The sequence below is a fragment of the Erwinia pyri genome, assembly GCF_030758455.1.
In the GTDB taxonomy this organism is placed as follows: domain Bacteria; phylum Pseudomonadota; class Gammaproteobacteria; order Enterobacterales; family Enterobacteriaceae; genus Erwinia; species Erwinia pyri.
Map to the genome: position 1 here is coordinate 243036 of NZ_CP132353.1, position 15738 is coordinate 258773.

At 58.7% G+C, this 15738-nt stretch carries 13 protein-coding genes; 5 read left to right on the forward strand and 8 right to left on the reverse strand.

What is annotated here, in order from left to right:
* Positions 1-9: 9 nt before the first annotated feature.
* From kdpB to kdpD, 3 genes are read left to right on the forward strand one after another with little or no spacing between them, the layout of a single operon-like run.
* A complete protein-coding gene (gene kdpB / locus Q3V30_RS01130) occupies positions 10-2058 on the forward strand; it encodes a potassium-transporting ATPase subunit KdpB (RefSeq protein WP_306209668.1) in 2049 nt (682 codons plus the stop codon).
* Positions 2059-2069: 11 nt separating this feature from the next.
* Complete coding sequence (gene kdpC / locus Q3V30_RS01135) at positions 2070-2639, forward strand: potassium-transporting ATPase subunit KdpC (RefSeq protein WP_306209670.1); 570 nt, start codon at positions 2070-2072, stop codon at positions 2637-2639.
* 19 nt (positions 2640-2658) lie between these two features.
* Positions 2659-5325 carry a two-component system sensor histidine kinase KdpD gene (kdpD, locus tag Q3V30_RS01140; protein WP_306209672.1) on the forward strand — a complete coding sequence of 889 codons (2667 nt, stop codon included), beginning with the start codon at positions 2659-2661 and terminating at the stop codon, positions 5323-5325.
* A 71-nt stretch (positions 5326-5396) separates the two neighbouring features.
* Here kdpD and Q3V30_RS01145 read toward each other — a convergent pair whose 3' ends face one another.
* The 8 genes from Q3V30_RS01145 to Q3V30_RS01180 form a co-directional block, all read right to left on the reverse strand.
* Positions 5397-5618: a YdgH/BhsA/McbA-like domain containing protein gene (locus tag Q3V30_RS01145; protein WP_306209675.1), complete on the reverse strand. Its 222-nt coding sequence runs from the start codon at positions 5616-5618 to the stop codon at positions 5397-5399.
* Positions 5619-5730: 112 nt separating this feature from the next.
* Positions 5731-6336: an alpha/beta hydrolase gene (locus Q3V30_RS01150; protein WP_306209677.1), complete on the reverse strand. Its 606-nt coding sequence runs from the start codon at positions 6334-6336 to the stop codon at positions 5731-5733.
* A gap of 114 nt (positions 6337-6450) precedes the next feature.
* Positions 6451-7560, reverse strand: a complete 1110-nt coding sequence (locus Q3V30_RS01155; RefSeq protein WP_306209679.1) for an ABC transporter ATP-binding protein — start codon at positions 7558-7560, stop codon at positions 6451-6453.
* Between the two features lie 36 nt (positions 7561-7596).
* Positions 7597-8436, reverse strand: coding sequence for a carbohydrate ABC transporter permease (locus tag Q3V30_RS01160; RefSeq protein ID WP_306209681.1), 840 nt, complete (start codon positions 8434-8436; stop codon positions 7597-7599).
* Positions 8426-9334: a carbohydrate ABC transporter permease gene (locus Q3V30_RS01165; RefSeq protein ID WP_306209683.1), complete on the reverse strand. Its 909-nt coding sequence runs from the start codon at positions 9332-9334 to the stop codon at positions 8426-8428. Before Q3V30_RS01165 ends, Q3V30_RS01160 begins: the two co-directional genes overlap by 11 nt.
* A 9-nt stretch (positions 9335-9343) precedes the next feature.
* On the reverse strand, positions 9344-10594 hold the full coding sequence (locus Q3V30_RS01170; protein WP_306209685.1) for an extracellular solute-binding protein: 1251 nt from the start codon (positions 10592-10594) through the stop codon (positions 9344-9346).
* A 199-nt stretch (positions 10595-10793) separates the two neighbouring features.
* The gene (locus Q3V30_RS01175; protein WP_306209687.1) at positions 10794-11726 is read right to left on the reverse strand and encodes an ROK family protein; all 933 of its coding nucleotides are present in this window, start codon (positions 11724-11726) and stop codon (positions 10794-10796) included.
* Complete coding sequence (locus Q3V30_RS01180) at positions 11723-12748, reverse strand: SIS domain-containing protein (RefSeq protein ID WP_306209689.1); 1026 nt, start codon at positions 12746-12748, stop codon at positions 11723-11725. The genes Q3V30_RS01175 and Q3V30_RS01180 overlap by 4 nt, the downstream gene beginning before the upstream one ends.
* A 189-nt stretch (positions 12749-12937) precedes the next feature.
* Here Q3V30_RS01180 and Q3V30_RS01185 point away from each other — a divergent pair, with 189 nt between their 5' ends.
* Positions 12938-13708 carry a DeoR/GlpR family DNA-binding transcription regulator gene (locus tag Q3V30_RS01185; RefSeq protein ID WP_306209691.1) on the forward strand — a complete coding sequence of 257 codons (771 nt, stop codon included), beginning with the start codon at positions 12938-12940 and terminating at the stop codon, positions 13706-13708.
* A gap of 99 nt (positions 13709-13807) precedes the next feature.
* A complete protein-coding gene (locus Q3V30_RS01190; RefSeq protein WP_306209693.1) occupies positions 13808-15640 on the forward strand; it encodes an ABC transporter ATP-binding protein in 1833 nt (610 codons plus the stop codon).
* Positions 15641-15738 lie beyond the last annotated feature (98 nt).

The window sequence follows — 15738 nt, forward strand, 5'->3', positions numbered from 1 at the left end:
AGAAGAATCATGAGTCGTAATCAACAGGCGCTGTTTGACGGTGCGCTGATGCGTGTCGCCCTGAGTGACGCCCTGAAAAAGATGAGCCCCCGCGTGCAGTTCCGTAACCCGGTGATGTTTGTGGTGTGGATCGGCAGCGTGCTGACCACGCTGCTGGCGCTGGCGATGCTGGCAGGAAAAACGCCGGGTAACGCCGCCTTTACCGGCGCAATTTCGCTGTGGCTCTGGTTTACCGTGCTGTTCGCCAATTTTGCCGAAGCGCTGGCAGAAGGGCGCAGTAAGGCGCAGGCCAACAGCCTGAAAGGCATCCAGAAAACCAGCTATGCCAAAAAGATGAGCGCGGCGAAATATGGCTCCGCGCATCAGCAGGTGGCGGCAGACTCCCTGCGTAAGGGCGATGTAGTACTGGTGGAAGCGGGAGATATTATTCCCTGCGATGGAGAAGTGCTGGAGGGGGGCGCTTCGGTGGATGAAAGCGCCATTACCGGCGAGTCTGCACCGGTTATCCGTGAGTCCGGCGGCGACTTCGCCTCGGTCACCGGCGGCACGCGCATCCTGTCAGACTGGCTGGTGGTGCAGTGCAGCGTTAACCCGGGCGAAACTTTTCTCGACCGGATGATTGCTATGGTGGAAGGCGCAACCCGCCGCAAAACGCCTAATGAAATCGCCCTGACTATTCTGCTGGTGGCGCTGACCATCGTCTTTCTGCTGGCGACCGCTACCCTCTATCCCTTTACGGTGTGGGGCGGCCATCCGGTGAGCATCACCGTGCTGGTGGCGCTGTTGGTCTGCCTGATCCCCACCACTATTGGCGGCCTGCTCTCCGCCATTGGCGTGGCGGGAATGAGCCGCATGCTGGCGGCCAACGTGATCGCTACCAGCGGGCGTGCCGTGGAAGCGGCAGGGGATGTGGATGTGCTGATGCTCGATAAAACCGGCACCATCACGCTGGGGAACCGGCAGGCCACCCAGTTTATGCTTGCGCCTGGCGTGACGGAGGAGCAGCTGGCCGATGCTGCCCAGCTCGCCTCGCTGGCGGATGAAACGCCGGAAGGGCGCAGTATTGTGGTGCTGGCTAAACAGAAATTTAACCTGCGCGAGCGGGATCTCAACAGCATGGGGGCGACCTTTATCCCCTTCTCGGCGCAGACGCGGATGAGCGGCGTCAACGTGCAGGGGCGCATGGTGCGCAAAGGGGCGGTGGATGCGGTCCGCCGCCATACGGAGAGCAGCGGCGGCGAGTTTCCTCTGGCGGTCAATAAACTGGTGGAAGAGGTGGCACGCGCAGGCGGAACGCCGCTGGTGGTCAGCGAAGGGGCAAAAGTGCTGGGTGTGGTGGCGCTGAAAGATATCGTGAAGGGCGGGATCAAAGAGCGCTTTGCCGAGCTGCGCAAAATGGGTATCAAAACCATCATGATCACCGGCGACAACCCGCTGACCGCTGCCGCCATCGCTGCCGAGGCGGGCGTGGATGACTTCCTTTCAGAAGCGACGCCGGAAGCGAAGCTGGCGCTGATCCGTCAGTATCAGGCGGAAGGGCGGCTGGTGGCGATGACCGGAGACGGCACTAACGATGCCCCGGCGCTGGCGCAGGCGGACGTAGCCGTAGCGATGAATTCCGGCACCCAGGCGGCCAAAGAGGCGGGCAACATGGTGGATCTCGATTCCAACCCGACCAAACTGCTGGAAGTGGTGCATATCGGTAAGCAGATGCTGATGACCCGTGGCTCGCTGACGACCTTCAGTATCGCCAACGACGTCGCCAAATATTTTGCCATCATCCCGGCGGCTTTTGCGGTGACTTATCCGCAGCTTAACGCGCTGAACGTGATGGGATTGCACTCGCCGGACTCCGCCATTCTGTCGGCGGTGATCTTTAACGCGCTGGTGATTGTGTTCCTGATCCCGCTGGCGTTACGCGGCGTCAGCTATCGTCCGCTGAGCGCCGCCGCGCTGCTGCGTCGCAACCTGTGGATTTACGGATTTGGTGGACTGCTGGTGCCGTTTGTCGGCATTAAGTTAATCGATATGTTGCTGACCGTGACCGGTTGGTTTTAAGGAGTATTATCATGAGTCAATTACGCCCTGCGGTGATTTTACTGCTGTTACTCACGCTGATCACCGGACTGCTTTATCCTTTACTCACCACGCTGCTGGCGCAGTGGTGGTTTCCGCTGCAGGCGAACGGTTCTTTGCTACAAAAGGAGGGGAAAGTGCAGGGATCGGCGCTGATTGGACAGGATTTTTCCTCGCCCGACTATTTTTGGGGGCGTCCTTCCGCTACCGCCCCGTCGCCCTACAATCCGGCGGCTTCATCAGGAAGTAACCTGGCTGGCAGCAATCCGGCGCTGGATGAGGCGGTAAAGCAGCGGATAGCCGCCTTACGCCAGGCCAATCCGCAGGCAGACACGGCAGTGCCGGTCGACCTGGTGACCGCTTCCGGCAGCGGGCTTGACCCGCAAATCTCTCCTGAAGCCGCTTACTGGCAGGCCGCCCGCGTGGCGGCAGCCAGAAAGATCCCGGCCGAAGAGGTGAAGCGACTGATAGAAGAGAACACCACTGTGCCGTTCCCCGGATTTATTGGCGAGCCAGGCGTGAACGTACTGAAACTGAACCTGGCGCTGGATGCCGTGCAATAAGCTGAGGAGTAAAGTGCGCATGAATGATGAACTGCAGCGCCCCGATCCGGACGCGCTGCTGCTGCAGGCGAAGGAGAGCGGCCGTGGCAAGCTGAAGATCTATTTTGGCGCCTGTGCCGGGGTAGGGAAAACCTGGGCGATGCTGCAGGAGGCGCGTCGGCTGCGCGCGCAGGGGCTGGACGTACTGGTCGGCGTGGTGGAGACGCACGGCCGCGAGGAGACGGCCGCGCTGCTGGAAGGGTTAACCGTACTGCCGCGCCGGGCGACGGGGCAGAATCGCCATCCGGAATTCGATCTGGATGCTGCGCTGGCCCGCCATCCGGCGGTGATCCTGATGGATGAGCTGGCGCACAGTAATGCGCCAGGCTCCCGCCACCCTAAACGCTGGCAGGACATTGACGAACTGCTGGACGCCGGGATGGACGTGATGACCACCGTCAACGTTCAGCATCTGGAGAGCCTGAACGACGTGGTTGGCGGCGTCACGGGGATCCGCGTGCGGGAAACCGTACCGGATCCCTTTTTTGATGCGGCTGATGAAGTGGTGCTGGTGGATTTGCCCGCCGATGACCTGCGCCAGCGGCTGAAAGAGGGCAAGGTCTACATTGGCGACCGGGCCGAGCGTGCCATTGAGAACTTTTTCCGTAAGGGCAACCTGTTTGCGCTGCGCGAGCTGGCGCTGCGCCGCACCGCTGACCGCGTTGACGATCAGATGCGGGCCTGGCGAGACAGCCAGGGGCGGGAGAAAGTCTGGCACACGCGCGACGCTATCCTGCTCTGCATTGGCGACAACAGCGGCAGCGAAAAGCTGGTGCGGACGGCGGCCCGGCTGGCTGCCCGACTGGACTGCGTCTGGCATGCGGTCTATGTGGAGACGCCGCGCCTGCACCGCCTTTCTGAAGCTAAACGCCGGGGGATTTTGCGCACTCTTCAACTGGCGCAGGATCTTGGGGCCGAGACCGCCACGCTCTCCGACCCGGATGAAGCGAACGCCGTGGTGCGCTATGCCAGGGAGAATAACCTGGGCAAGATCCTGCTTGGTCACCGGCCTGTGCGGCCCTGGCGACGGCACAGCTTTGCCGAACGGCTGGGTAAACTGGGGCCGGAGTTAGATCGGGTGATTGTGGCGCTGGACGAACTTCCATCGCCATCCGCCAGCACGCTTTCTGACCCGCGTCCGTTGAATGAGAAATGGCGTCTTCCCTTACGGGGATCGCTTGCCGCACTCCTCTCCTGTACGCTGGTGACGCTGGCTGGCCGCTGGCTGCTGCCCGGCGTCGATTCCGTTAACCTGGTGATGGTTTATCTGCTGGCGGTGGTGGTGGTGGCGCTGCGCTATGGCCGCTGGCCTTCTGTGGTGGCGACCCTGCTGAATATTGTCGCGTTTGACCTGGTATTTGTGATGCCTACCGGCACCATTGCGGTCTCTGACGTGCAGTATCTGGTGACGTTTGGCGTGATGCTGGCGGTGGGCGTGATTGTCGGCAACCTCACCGCCGGCGTGCGCTATCAGGCCAGAGTGGCGCGGCACCGTGAACAGCGCGCCCGCCGCCTTTATGAAATGGCAAAAACCCTGAGCCGCGCGCTCAGCCAGCAGGATATTGCTCAGGCCCTGCCGAACGGCCTTGGCCTGCAGGCGCGGAGCGAGCTGTTGCTGCCGGATGAAAAAGGGGAGCTGACGGCGGTGGGCGAGTCGCGTCTCAGCACGGTGCCGGACAGAGCGATTGCCCGCTGGAGCTTTGATAAAGGGCAGCCCGCCGGGGCGGGAACGGATACGCTGCCGGGCGTGCCGTGGCAGATCCTGCCGCTGAAAAGCGGCAATCAGACGCTGGGACTGCTGGTACTGGAGCCGCTCAACCTGCGGCAGCTGATGATCCCGGAGCAGCAGCGGCTGGTGGAAACCTTTACGGTGCTGATTGCCAATGCGCTGGAGCGTATCGCCCTCAGCCAGCGTGAAGCGGTGGCTCGCCTGGCCGCCGAGCGTGAACAGCTGCGAAACGCGCTGCTTTCCGCCCTCTCGCACGATCTGCGGACGCCGCTGACGGTGCTGTTTGGTCAGTCTGAAATCCTCACCCTGGATCTGGCCAGCGAAGGCTCACCCCATGCTGTTCAGGCCAGCGCCATGCGCGTGCAGACGCTGAACACCATCCGTCTGGTCAACAATCTGCTGGATATGGCGCGGCTGCAGTCAGGCGGCTTCAGTCTGCGTGCCGAATGGATGGCGATTGATGAGCTGATAGGCAGCACGCTGAAAATGATGGCACCTTCGCTGGGCGCAAGGGAAATTAACCTGTCGCTGCCGGATGAGATGCTGCTGATTTACGTCGACGGGCCGCTGATGGAAAGGGTCCTGACCAACCTGCTGGAGAACGCGCTGAAATATGCCGGACCAGCGGCGCAGATCGGCATCCGTGTGGCGCTCTCCCCGGCAAGCTGGCTGACGCTTGAAGTGTGGGACAGCGGGCCGGGCATTCCCCGGGGGCTGGAAACGCAGATTTTTGAGAAATTTTTACGGGGAGAAAAAGAGTCAGCTATCCCAGGCGTGGGGCTTGGTCTGGCAATTTGTCAGGCTATCGTCACGCTGCACGAGGGAAAGATCCGTGCAGAGAATCGTCCTGAGGGCGGCGCAAGCTTTATGATTACGCTGCCGATGAAAATACCGCCGGTCATTGAAGAGTACCAGTAAGAAATTAAGGACAAAAACAAAAAAGGCCGCCCATGGGCAGCCTCTTCTGGCACGTCCTTATGCAACCATCCTTATTTGTAGAGTTCAGCGGTCATGTACACGCCGTTGTCTGCACGTGCGCTGGTGATTTTGTAAGAATCAGCGCCGGATGCTTTAGCCTGTGCCGCGATTTGTGCTTCTGCGCTGTCCAGGGTAGAGCCTTGTGCAGAGATACTCTGGGCAGCGAAGCTACCGAAAGAGATCAGTGACAGGGCAGCAAGAGCGGCAACAGACAATGTTTTGATAGTTTTCATGGTTAAAATCCTTCTCTATGGTTTGTGTGAAGAGTGTCTCTCTTCGATGGAGGTAATAATAACCATTGAAACTATTAGCGGATTAACAATAAATGCGATCCTGATCACACTTTTATGCTGAGAGGCACCTGCCGATGAACGCCGCCGCCGAGCGCGCGCCCTGTACGGAAATCGTATGGCCTGTGGAGGGATCAAATTGCGTAGTGGCGGTAATGCCCGCTGCCGCCAGCGCCAGCGCCGCCGTTTCGCTTTCGCTGTAGGGGATCACGCTGTCAGCCATGCCGTGGATAAGCATCACCGGCGTGGAGGTGGCAGGGTGATAAGGGGTGGGCGAGGCGAGCCGGCCCGAGAAGGCCACCAGCCCGGCTATCGGCCAGCGCCCGGAGATTACCGCATCTATTCCCATAATCGAGCCCTGCGAAAAGCCCACCAGCACGACTTTATTCAGCTGATCCTGCATCTGATGCTCTGCAAGGATGGCGTTAAGCTGCTGATCAAAGGCTTCACGCGCCGCCTCCACGCGCGCCGCGCGGTTATCAGGCGTCACGCCAGCCAGGCTGAACCACTGGTAGCCCGGACCATGATCAAAACGGTAAGGCGCGTTGGGGCTGGAGAAGGCCACCTCGGGCAGGTCGCTGGCCCAGTGAGCGCCGAGACCGGCCAGATCCTCGCCGTTGCTGCCGACGCCGTGCAGTAAAATAACCAATCCTTTTGTCATGTAAGCCTCATATCAGGGAGAGAGTCAGTGAGCGGCTGTTGCCACCCTCCCAAGGCTACACGGTTATTTTGCGGATTATTACCCCTGAAAAATCGTATTTTTCTTAGTCAGGTATCAGAGCCGTTTCCCGCTCCCGGCATCAAACAGATGGATTTTCTCACCGTTGACAGCCAGCGACAGCGGCTGCTCAGGGCGAACATCGACGCGGCCAGCAAACTGGACATGCAGCGGGTAACCCTGCCAGTCAACGTGCAGCAGGCTGGATTCACCGGTGATTTCAACCAGCCGGACAATAGCCTCCGGCAGCGGCGGCGCCATAACAGGTGCCGCTGCAGAAACAGGCGCAGAGGCTAACAGAAAGTCCTGCGCCCTGATCCCTACCAGTACCGGTCGGCTTCCCTGCTGAGCTGCCGCCTGATGCCAGTGGGCAGGCAGAGCAAACCAGAGTCCGTTGCACCGTACGCCAAGCACGCCTGCACGGCTTTCTGGCACCCCCTCCAGCAGGTTCATCGGCGGGGAGCCAATAAAACGGGCGACAAAGGTATCGACCGGACGATCGTAGATCTCCAGCGGTTTGCCCTGCTGAACGATCACGCCGTCACGCATCACCACAATCTGATCCGCCAGCGTCATCGCTTCAACCTGGTCGTGGGTGACATAGACCATGGTGGTTTTAAACCGCTGATGCAGCGCTTTGATCTCTGCGCGCAGCTCCATACGCAGCTGGGCATCCAGGTTTGACAACGGTTCGTCAAACAGAAAAACCTGAGGGTTACGAACCATGGCGCGGCCCATCGCCACCCGCTGACGCTGCCCGCCGGAGAGGGCGCGCGGGAAGCGGTTCAGCAGTTTGCTGATGCCGAGGATCTCCGCCACGCGGGAAATTTTGCTCTCCTGCTCTTCACGCTTAACCCGCTTCACCTTCATATGAAAACCCAGGTTTTCCGCCACGGTGAGGTGGGGATAAAGCGCATAGCTCTGGAAAACCATGGCGATATCACGATCCGCAGGATCGAGATCGTTAATCTGTTTGTTATCCAGCAGGATCGATCCCTCCGTGAGGGTATCCAGCCCCGCCATCAGGCGCAGCAGCGTGGATTTTCCACAGCCGGAGGGGCCAACCAGCACGGTAAAGCTGCCGTCAGGAATGGTGAGATCCAGCGGCTGGAGCACCGTTTGTTTAGCGTAACGCTTAGCGACCTTGACCAGTTCAACACGTGCCATAATTCAGTAATTCCCCAAAAAAGTGGTGAAGAGCCGTCAGCCTTTACTGCCGCCGCTGGCCAGCCCGTTAACAAGGCTTTTTTGCAGCCAGATGGCGATAAACAGCGGCGGTACCGAAGCCAGAATGCCAACGGCGGCAATCAGGCCATCATCGGTCGCGCGACCGGCGGTAAAGCCGGCAATGGTCACCGGAAGCGTCTGGGCACTGATATTGCTGGTAAACAGCAGCGCATAAAAGAACTCGTCCCAGGCCAGCAGCCAGCCAAACAGCGCCGAAGCCCCCAGCACCGGTTTTGCCAGCGGCAGCGTGATCCGCAGCAGCACCTGCCAGAAACGCAGCCCGTCCAGTCTTGCCGCTTGTTCGATATCGCGCGGTAGCGCATCAAACTGGCCCTTCAGCATCCAGGTGAGGAAGGGCAAAATCAGCGAGCAGTAAACCAGCACCAGGCCAAGATGGGTGTTCAGCAAACTGAGCTGTTGCAGCACAAAGTAGAGCGGCAGCACAAACGCCACCGGCGGCACCATATAGATCGCCAGGCTGCCAAACAGCCAGCCGTCGCGCCCGGGATAGCGTGAAAAGCTGAACGCGGCCGGAATCGCCAGCAGCAGGGAGATCAGCGTGGCACCGCAGGCCACCAGCACGCTGTTACCCAGCGCGTGCAGGAACAGCACGCCCGGCTGACCTGGTTCCAGCGAGACCAGCGCGGCATAACGGCTGAAGTCCCACTGGCGCGGCAGCCACTCCAGCGGGATGCGGGCCAGATCGTTATTGGAGCTGACGCTCATCAGAAACAGCCAGAGCATCGGCCCCAGAATGCTGGCCGCTACCAGTAGCGCGGCCAGGTAACGCAGAATAGTTTTGATATTACGCTTCATTGATCACGCTCCTGCGTCGCTGGCGATAGAGCATCGCCATATAGAGAGCAATCAGCACGCTGCACATCAGGGTCATCAGAATGGCGTAGGCGGCACCGCTGCCCGCGCGCAGATAGCTGAAGGATTCCTGATACACAAAGAAACTGAGCGTTTTGGTACTGTCCACCGGGCCGCCGCGCGTCATCACATAGATGATGTCAAAGATTTTAAAGGCATCGATGGTACGCAGCACCAGCGCCACGCTGAGCGGGCCGACAATGGCAGGAAAGGTAATCGCCCGGAATCGTCGGAAAGCGGAAGCGCCATCCAGCCGCACGGCTTCAAACAGATCGTCCGGAATAGACTGCATCGCCGCCAGCGTTAAAAGCGTCACCAGCGGATAGTTTTTCCAGACGTCGGCCAGCATCACCGCGTTCAGCGCGGAGTCAGGCGACCCCAGCCAGCTGCGGTAGCCATCAATAATCCCCCACTGCGTCAGCAGCGCGTTGATGCTGCCGTAATCGGGGTTGAAGTTTAGCCGCCACATCATGGCGTTAACGATGGTCGGCAGCGCCCACGGTAAAATCACCAGCACGCGCAGCACGCTGCGACCGTAAAATTTCTGGTTCAGCAGCAGAGCGACCAGCACGCCGATAATTCCCTCAAGCAGCACAGAGGCGATGGTGAAATAGAGCGTGCGCCAGAGCGAAGCGAGGAAGTCGGGATCGGTCAGGGCATAGAGATAATTCTCAACCCCAACATAATTCACCTCGCCGCCGTTGCCGATCAGCGCGGCATCGGTAAAGCTGAGCCAGATAGTACGCAGCAGGGGCCAGGCGGTCAGCAGCCCCATCACGATCAGCATGGGTGCCAGCAGCACCCATGCCTGACGTTGCTCACGTTGTGACAAACTGAGCATCGTTATTCCTTAACGCAGACGTTGTGCGCTTTTGGTTACCGCTTGCATACCCGCTTCCGGCGTGACCTGACCCTGCAGGACCTGCTGAAGCTGCTGCTGCAGGGTGTTGGAGAGACGGGAGTAGTCGGCAGTAATCGGGCGCATCAGCATCACATCCAGCGCCGGCTTCGCGGCAGCGATCAGCGGCTCCTGCCCTTTTTGCACCGCCGGGTCATCATAGGAAGATTTCCAGATCGGCAGGCTCAGACGGGCATATTTGTTCTGTACCGGCTGCGAGGTGAGATAGCGGATATAGGCCCAGGACTCATCAGGATGGCTGCTGGCCTGCGTCACGCCCAGCCCCATTGAGCCATTCATCGCCGCGACCGCGCCCGGCTTCTCTGAAGGCGCCGGGACAATGCCGACGTCGCCGGCCACTTTGCTCTGTTTCGGATCGTTAGCCATGTTGTACATGTAGGTCCAGTTCAGGGCGAACGCGGCATCGCCGTTAGAGAAGACCTTGCGCACATCCTCTTCCAGGTATTCACGGGAGTTTGGATTGGTCACCCCTTTATCCAGCGAAGCCTTCATATACTCCACCGCTTTCACCGACCCGGCATCGCTGAAGTTCAGCTTGCCGTTTTGCCAGAACTGGCCGCCAAAGGCAGAGACCAGCGTGGTGTAGTCACACACCAGCGCCTCAGCCTGTGACCAGCTCCAGACCAGCGGATACTTCACAATGCCTTTCTCTTTCAGGATCTGCGACTGTTCCATCACCTGTTGCCAGGTTTCAGGCGGCCTGGCGATCCCCGCTTTGGCCAGCATCGCTTTGTTGTAGTAAAGGTATTTGGTGTCGAGGATCCACGGCATTCCCCACTGTTTGTTATTCCAGCTTACGGTGCTCCAGGCGCCCTCAAAGACTTTGGCTTTTTCCTCCGGCGTAATGTTGCTGGTGATATCTTTCAGCATATTGAATTTGCCAAATTCAGCAGGCCACATGTCATCAAACAGCACCACATCGTAGCCGTTGCTGCCGGCACCACGCGCCGCGATGATTTTATCGTGCAACGCTTCGTAAGGGACAAACTCCAGGTTGACGCTGACGTCGGGATGCTCTTTTTCAAAGTCACTGGTCATGGCGCGCACGTCGGTTTCACTGTAGGCGGCCTGGGACATAAACAGGGCGTTAATTTGGGTTTTTGCAGAAGCGATCCCGGAGGCGCTGAGGGCCAGCAGGGTAAGTAAATAACCGGTGATACGGGGGGTGAATCGACTCGTCATAAAAACTCTCCAATACGGTAAAGGAAAAGCGATGGGTCAATATTTTTCACGTTCGGTAAAATGCCTGGCTCTCTGCAGATCAGAGAGACCAGGACTTCATTACGAGCACTTTCTTATTTTATGCTTACAGCTGACGGGGTTCCCCTGACTGTTGGCCGATTCGCCGCTCCCGACACGCCCGCCACGCGTCAGAAGATAGTTAAACTTTGGCCTGCCTTAGCGTGGGCAGAAGGGCCGCGCCCAGTGCGCCCGCCGCATCACCCAGAGAGGAGTAAGAGATATGCCGGTTAACGGCATAGCCCTCCGCACGATGCAGCGCTTCATCCAGACCTGCCTGATAAAGCGGAAGCAGCAGAGCGGCGCTCCCGCTTAACAGGGTGATATCGGGACCGTAAAGTGTCAGCAGAGTATTTAAACCGCGCCCCACCGTCTGGCCATATTTATGCAGAATGGCGGCTACCCGCGCATTCTCAGCGCCGATCTCGGTTAACACCAGCACCGTGCGGGCATCCCAGACCAGGTCAGGGATCTCTGCCAGCAGCGCCTGTTGTAACCAGCTGCGCGAGGCGAGCATTTCCCAGCATCCCTGCAGGCCGCAGTAGCAGGTTACCGGGTCGCCAGAGACCGGAATATGTCCCGCTTCCGGGTGTTTGCCGTCAAAACTGCGCAGCGGCTCGCCTTTATCCAGCAGCGCAACGCCAATGCCGGTGCCGAGCGTGACCATCATCATGCGCTGACTGCCACGGCCTGCGCCTAAATGGTATTCACCCAGCGCGGCCACTACCGCATCGTTATCAATGGCCACCGGTACTGCCACCAGCTCGCGCAGTTGCGCCACCAGCGGGTAAAAGGAAAAACAGGCCAGCGTATCGTTGTTTTCAATGATTTCGGTCTGATTATTGACCGGGCCGCTGGCACCGATGCCGACGCTTGCCAGCGACGTTCCTGCTGGCAGTAAGGCAGAAATCTTGTCCACCAGCGCTTTGGCGCGCAGCTCCTGCGGCAGCGTGGCAAACCAGGCGGATGGGATCGTTTCTGACACAACTTCCTTTTCACCATCCAGCAACACAATGCGGGTGCCGGTGCCACCCATATCAATACCTGCGCGAAGAGGAAGCGTGTTTTTTGTCATATTTTTACCGTGATCTTTTTACCGTAGAGGAATTCACCTGGCACCATGCCATTGCCCCTGGCAAGCGTAACGGTAAGATGCTGAACCCAGAGCATGGCGCAGAGCAAGCGGGCCAGCGGCGTTTCTGCTGGCGCTTCCCAGCGCTGACTGTTGGCGTAAGCCTGCGGCCCTACGGTGACCACTTCGGTGCCGTTCTGCAGGAGATCGGCCGCCAGCGTTTGCAGCGTGGCGTCGCGACCATCGCCGAACAGCAGGGCCAGCATGCCTTCCCCCGAGGTTTCCATCGGGCCATGGCGGAATTCGCCGCCAATAAAGCCTTCCGCACTCACTTTCGACGCTTCTTTGGTGATCAGCGCACCCGTTAAGGCGGTAGCGGCATCCGCGCCCATGCCAATCAGCGCCACCCGAGGTTTTGCATGGCTGAATAACCGATCGGTTATCGCCTGAACCGGCGAGCGATTTTGAATAATTTCCGCCACTTTCGGCAGCACTGCACGCACATCCTGTAACAGAGGCTGCTCGTCGCGTCCGGTCAGGGCGTAAAGCGTACGATAGCTGGCGACCAGGGTATTGAGATAGCTTTTAGCGCTGACGGTAGCCTCATCACCACTTTTCAACTCAACCACAATGTCTGCTTTTTTAGCCAGCAGGCTCTGGGGATCGTTAGTCACGCCAATCAGCGTTTTGGGTGCCGGAAGCGTTTCCAGCACCGCCACCACTTCACCGCTCATACCGGACTGAGAAGTGATCCATAAAAGCGTCTCTGGCGTGACCAGGCTGGGCATATCCAGTAAGCGGCCTGCATCGGTACGCCATACCGGGAACCCCAGGGCGATCAGCTCACGCTCGATCGGGATCAGTGCGTAATCGGAAGATCCCATTCCTGCCAGCACGATACGATCGTACTGCGTAAGATCCAGCGAGCTCAGTGCGCCCGGCAGAGCGGAGTTAAGCTGATCCGTCAGGGCGTTAACCTGCTGCCCCAACTCTTGTTCATAGTCGCTAACATAGGGTGCCGACATAGGCCTCTTCTCCCGGAAATGAATAATCCTGATAACATCAAACATATCTGCACGAATTCGTGCGGTCAAGCTGCTATTTGGTGCATTTTGATTAATTTTACCGCGTGTGACGCGGCTCTCAGGTGACATGTTGCACGTTGTGCGACAATATATGCATGAAAGTGTGCAACAGAGATCAAAGGAGCAGGGATGACAGCGGCACAACGCAGAGCACAAATTGTTGAGATGATCGCCGAACGCGGCTACCTGAATGCGGGCGAGCTTTCAGACATTTTTGGCGTGGACAGCTCAACCATACGGCGGGATCTCTCCCTGCTGCAAAAAACCGGCAAGGTCATGCGCACGCACGGCGGGTTATTACCGGTTGAATCAGAAAATGGCCGGGATACGCCCTTCAACGAGCGGCTGCTGATGAACGCCGCGGCGAAAACGGCCATTGCCCGGCATGCTGCCAGCCTGGTGCAGGATGGACAATCGCTGATCCTCGATAACGGTTCTTCAGTCTATGCACTGGCACTGGCGCTAAAAGAGAAGAAAAACCTGACGGTGGTGACCAACGATATTTATACGGCGATGGCGCTGGGTAATCACCCCGGCGTCACCGTGCATGTGGCGGGCGGACTGATGCTGGAGAGCGTCTATACGCTGGTAGGACAGGAGACGGTCGATAAAATCAACAGCATCCATGTTGACTGGGCGTTTCTCGGCTCTGAAGGGGTGCATTTTGAGAGCGGCATCACCAACATCAATACGATTGAAATTCCGGTTAAACAGGCGATGATCCGTGCGGCGGAGAACACCGTGGTCCTGGCCGACAGTTCCAAAATTGGCTATCGCGCGCTGGCGCCGGTCTGTCCGTTAAGCGATGTCAGCCAGATTATCACCGAAGCGTCGCCCACGCTGAAACAGCGGGCAAAGTATGGCTCCCGCCTGGTGGTGGTGCCGCTGGAAGGGGCGTGATTTTCCAGCGCGTGGCGGTGATTAAAAGGCACTCCGTGCCGCAGGCCACGCCGGATATGCACTAAAATCAGTTCTTTTAGCCGTAAAAGTGAGCCTGTAATGCTGTTTCGCCGCTTTGAGAAACTGATCGATATTTTCCAGGAGGCGCCCAGCGCCACGCCGCCCGACAGCGTCTGGGCCTTCTACATCTACTACCTTCGCCAGGTGTGGCAAAGCTTCGCCATGCTGCTGGTGGTGGGGTTAATAGGTTCGTTAATTGAGGTGGCGCTGTTTCGCTATCTCAGCACCATCATCGATATGGTTAACAGCACGCCCGCTGCCACCTTTTTCCGCGATCATGCCACAGAATTGATCTGGATGGTGGTGGTGGCGCTGGTGCTGAGGCCGATTTTCATCGGGCTGCACGATCTGCTGGTCCACCAGACCATCAACCCCGGCATGACCAGTATGATCCGCTGGCAGAATCACAATTACGTGCTGCGCCAGAGCCTGAACTTTTTCCAGAATGATTTCGCCGGACGCATCGCTCAGCGCATTATGCAGACCGGTAACGCCCTGCGTGACTCTGCGGTGCAGGCGGTAGATGCGCTCTGGCACGTGCTGATCTATGCGATCACCGCGCTGGTGCTGTTTGCGGAAGCGGACTGGCGGCTGATGGTGCCGCTGCTGATCTGGATTGCGGGCTACATCATCAGCCTGCGCTATTTTGTGCCGCGCGTGAAATCCCGGTCGGTGGCTTCCAGCGATGCCCGCTCAAAACTCATGGGCACCATTGTGGATGGTTATACCAATATCACTACCCTCAAGCTGTTTGCGCACAGCGATCTGGAACGCTCTTACGCCCGCGAAGCCATTGGTGATCAGACCGAGAAAACCCGCCAGCAGGGCAGGATGGTGACCAATATGGACGTGGTGGTCACCACGCTGAATGGTCTGTTGATCGTCAGCACCACCGGCCTGGCGTTATGGCTCTGGACGCACTCTTTAATCAGCGTGGGGGCGATTGCCCTGGCCACCGGTCTGGTGATCCGTATCGTCAATATGTCTGGCTGGATCATGTGGGTGGTAAACGGCATTTTCGAGAATATCGGTATGGTGCAGGATGGCTTGCAGACCATTGCTCAGCCCGTCAGCGTCACGGATAAGCCTGAAGCGCCAGCGCTTAAGGTGCACAGCGGTGAGATCCATTATGACCACGTTAATTTTAACTACGGTAGCGATCGTCGGGTCATTGATGACCTGCAACTTACCATTCGCCCGGGGGAGAAGATTGGCCTGATTGGGCCTTCGGGGGCGGGGAAATCCACGCTGGTTAACCTGCTGCTGCGTTTATACGATCTGGACGGCGGGCGCATAGCGATCGACGGACAGGACATTTCGCGGGTCAGCCAGGAAAGCCTGCGCGCGCAGATTGGAATGATTACGCAGGATACCTCCCTGCTGCATCGCTCCATCCGCGACAACCTGCTCTATGGTCGCCCTCACGCTACGGAAGCGGAGCTTGAACGCGCTATTCATCAGGCCAAAGCTGATGAGTTTATCCCCATGCTGTCAGATCCGCAGGGCCGTTACGGGCTGGATGCACACGTGGGTGAGCGCGGGGTTAAACTTTCCGGCGGGCAGCGTCAGCGCATCGCCATCGCCAGGGTGCTGCTGAAAGATGCGCCGATCCTGATTATGGATGAAGCCACGTCTGCGCTCGACTCCGAAGTGGAGGCAGCTATCCAGGAGAGTCTGGAAACGTTAATGGGCGGTAAAACGGTTATCGCTATTGCGCACCGTCTCTCGACCATTGCCAAAATGGACCGTCTGGTGGTGCTGGAACGAGGCCGTATTGCCGAAATGGGCAGCCACCGCGAACTGCTGGAGAAAGGGGGATTGTATGCCCGTCTCTGGGCGCACCAGACCGGTGGTTTTGTCGGCGAGGATTAACCAGAACGGCCCTGCTGATGCAGGGCCTTTGCTGGCAGCAGAAGGTTTTATCACAGCGCTACATAAAGTTATTTATCTCAACGCCTGCTCCCCGCAAC

Excerpts from the sequence above, each read along its gene's own strand:
- Q3V30_RS01170 (WP_306209685.1), bottom strand. The coding sequence starts at position 10,594 with ATGACGAGTCGATTCACCCCCCGTATCACCGGTTATTTACTTACCCTG.
- kdpD (WP_306209672.1), top strand. The coding sequence starts at position 2,659 with ATGAATGATGAACTGCAGCGCCCCGATCCGGACGCGCTGCTGCTGCAG.
- Q3V30_RS01185 (WP_306209691.1), top strand. The coding sequence starts at position 12,938 with ATGACAGCGGCACAACGCAGAGCACAAATTGTTGAGATGATCGCCGAA.
- Q3V30_RS01160 (WP_306209681.1), bottom strand. The coding sequence starts at position 8,436 with ATGAAGCGTAATATCAAAACTATTCTGCGTTACCTGGCCGCGCTACTG.
- kdpB (WP_306209668.1), top strand. The coding sequence starts at position 10 with ATGAGTCGTAATCAACAGGCGCTGTTTGACGGTGCGCTGATGCGTGTC.
- Q3V30_RS01165 (WP_306209683.1), bottom strand. The coding sequence starts at position 9,334 with ATGCTCAGTTTGTCACAACGTGAGCAACGTCAGGCATGGGTGCTGCTG.
- Q3V30_RS01180 (WP_306209689.1), bottom strand. The coding sequence starts at position 12,748 with ATGTCGGCACCCTATGTTAGCGACTATGAACAAGAGTTGGGGCAGCAG.
- Q3V30_RS01155 (WP_306209679.1), bottom strand. The coding sequence starts at position 7,560 with ATGGCACGTGTTGAACTGGTCAAGGTCGCTAAGCGTTACGCTAAACAA.
- kdpC (WP_306209670.1), top strand. The coding sequence starts at position 2,070 with ATGAGTCAATTACGCCCTGCGGTGATTTTACTGCTGTTACTCACGCTG.
- Q3V30_RS01150 (WP_306209677.1), bottom strand. The coding sequence starts at position 6,336 with ATGACAAAAGGATTGGTTATTTTACTGCACGGCGTCGGCAGCAACGGC.
- Q3V30_RS01190 (WP_306209693.1), top strand. The coding sequence starts at position 13,808 with ATGCTGTTTCGCCGCTTTGAGAAACTGATCGATATTTTCCAGGAGGCG.
- Q3V30_RS01175 (WP_306209687.1), bottom strand. The coding sequence starts at position 11,726 with ATGACAAAAAACACGCTTCCTCTTCGCGCAGGTATTGATATGGGTGGC.
- Q3V30_RS01145 (WP_306209675.1), bottom strand. The coding sequence starts at position 5,618 with ATGAAAACTATCAAAACATTGTCTGTTGCCGCTCTTGCTGCCCTGTCA.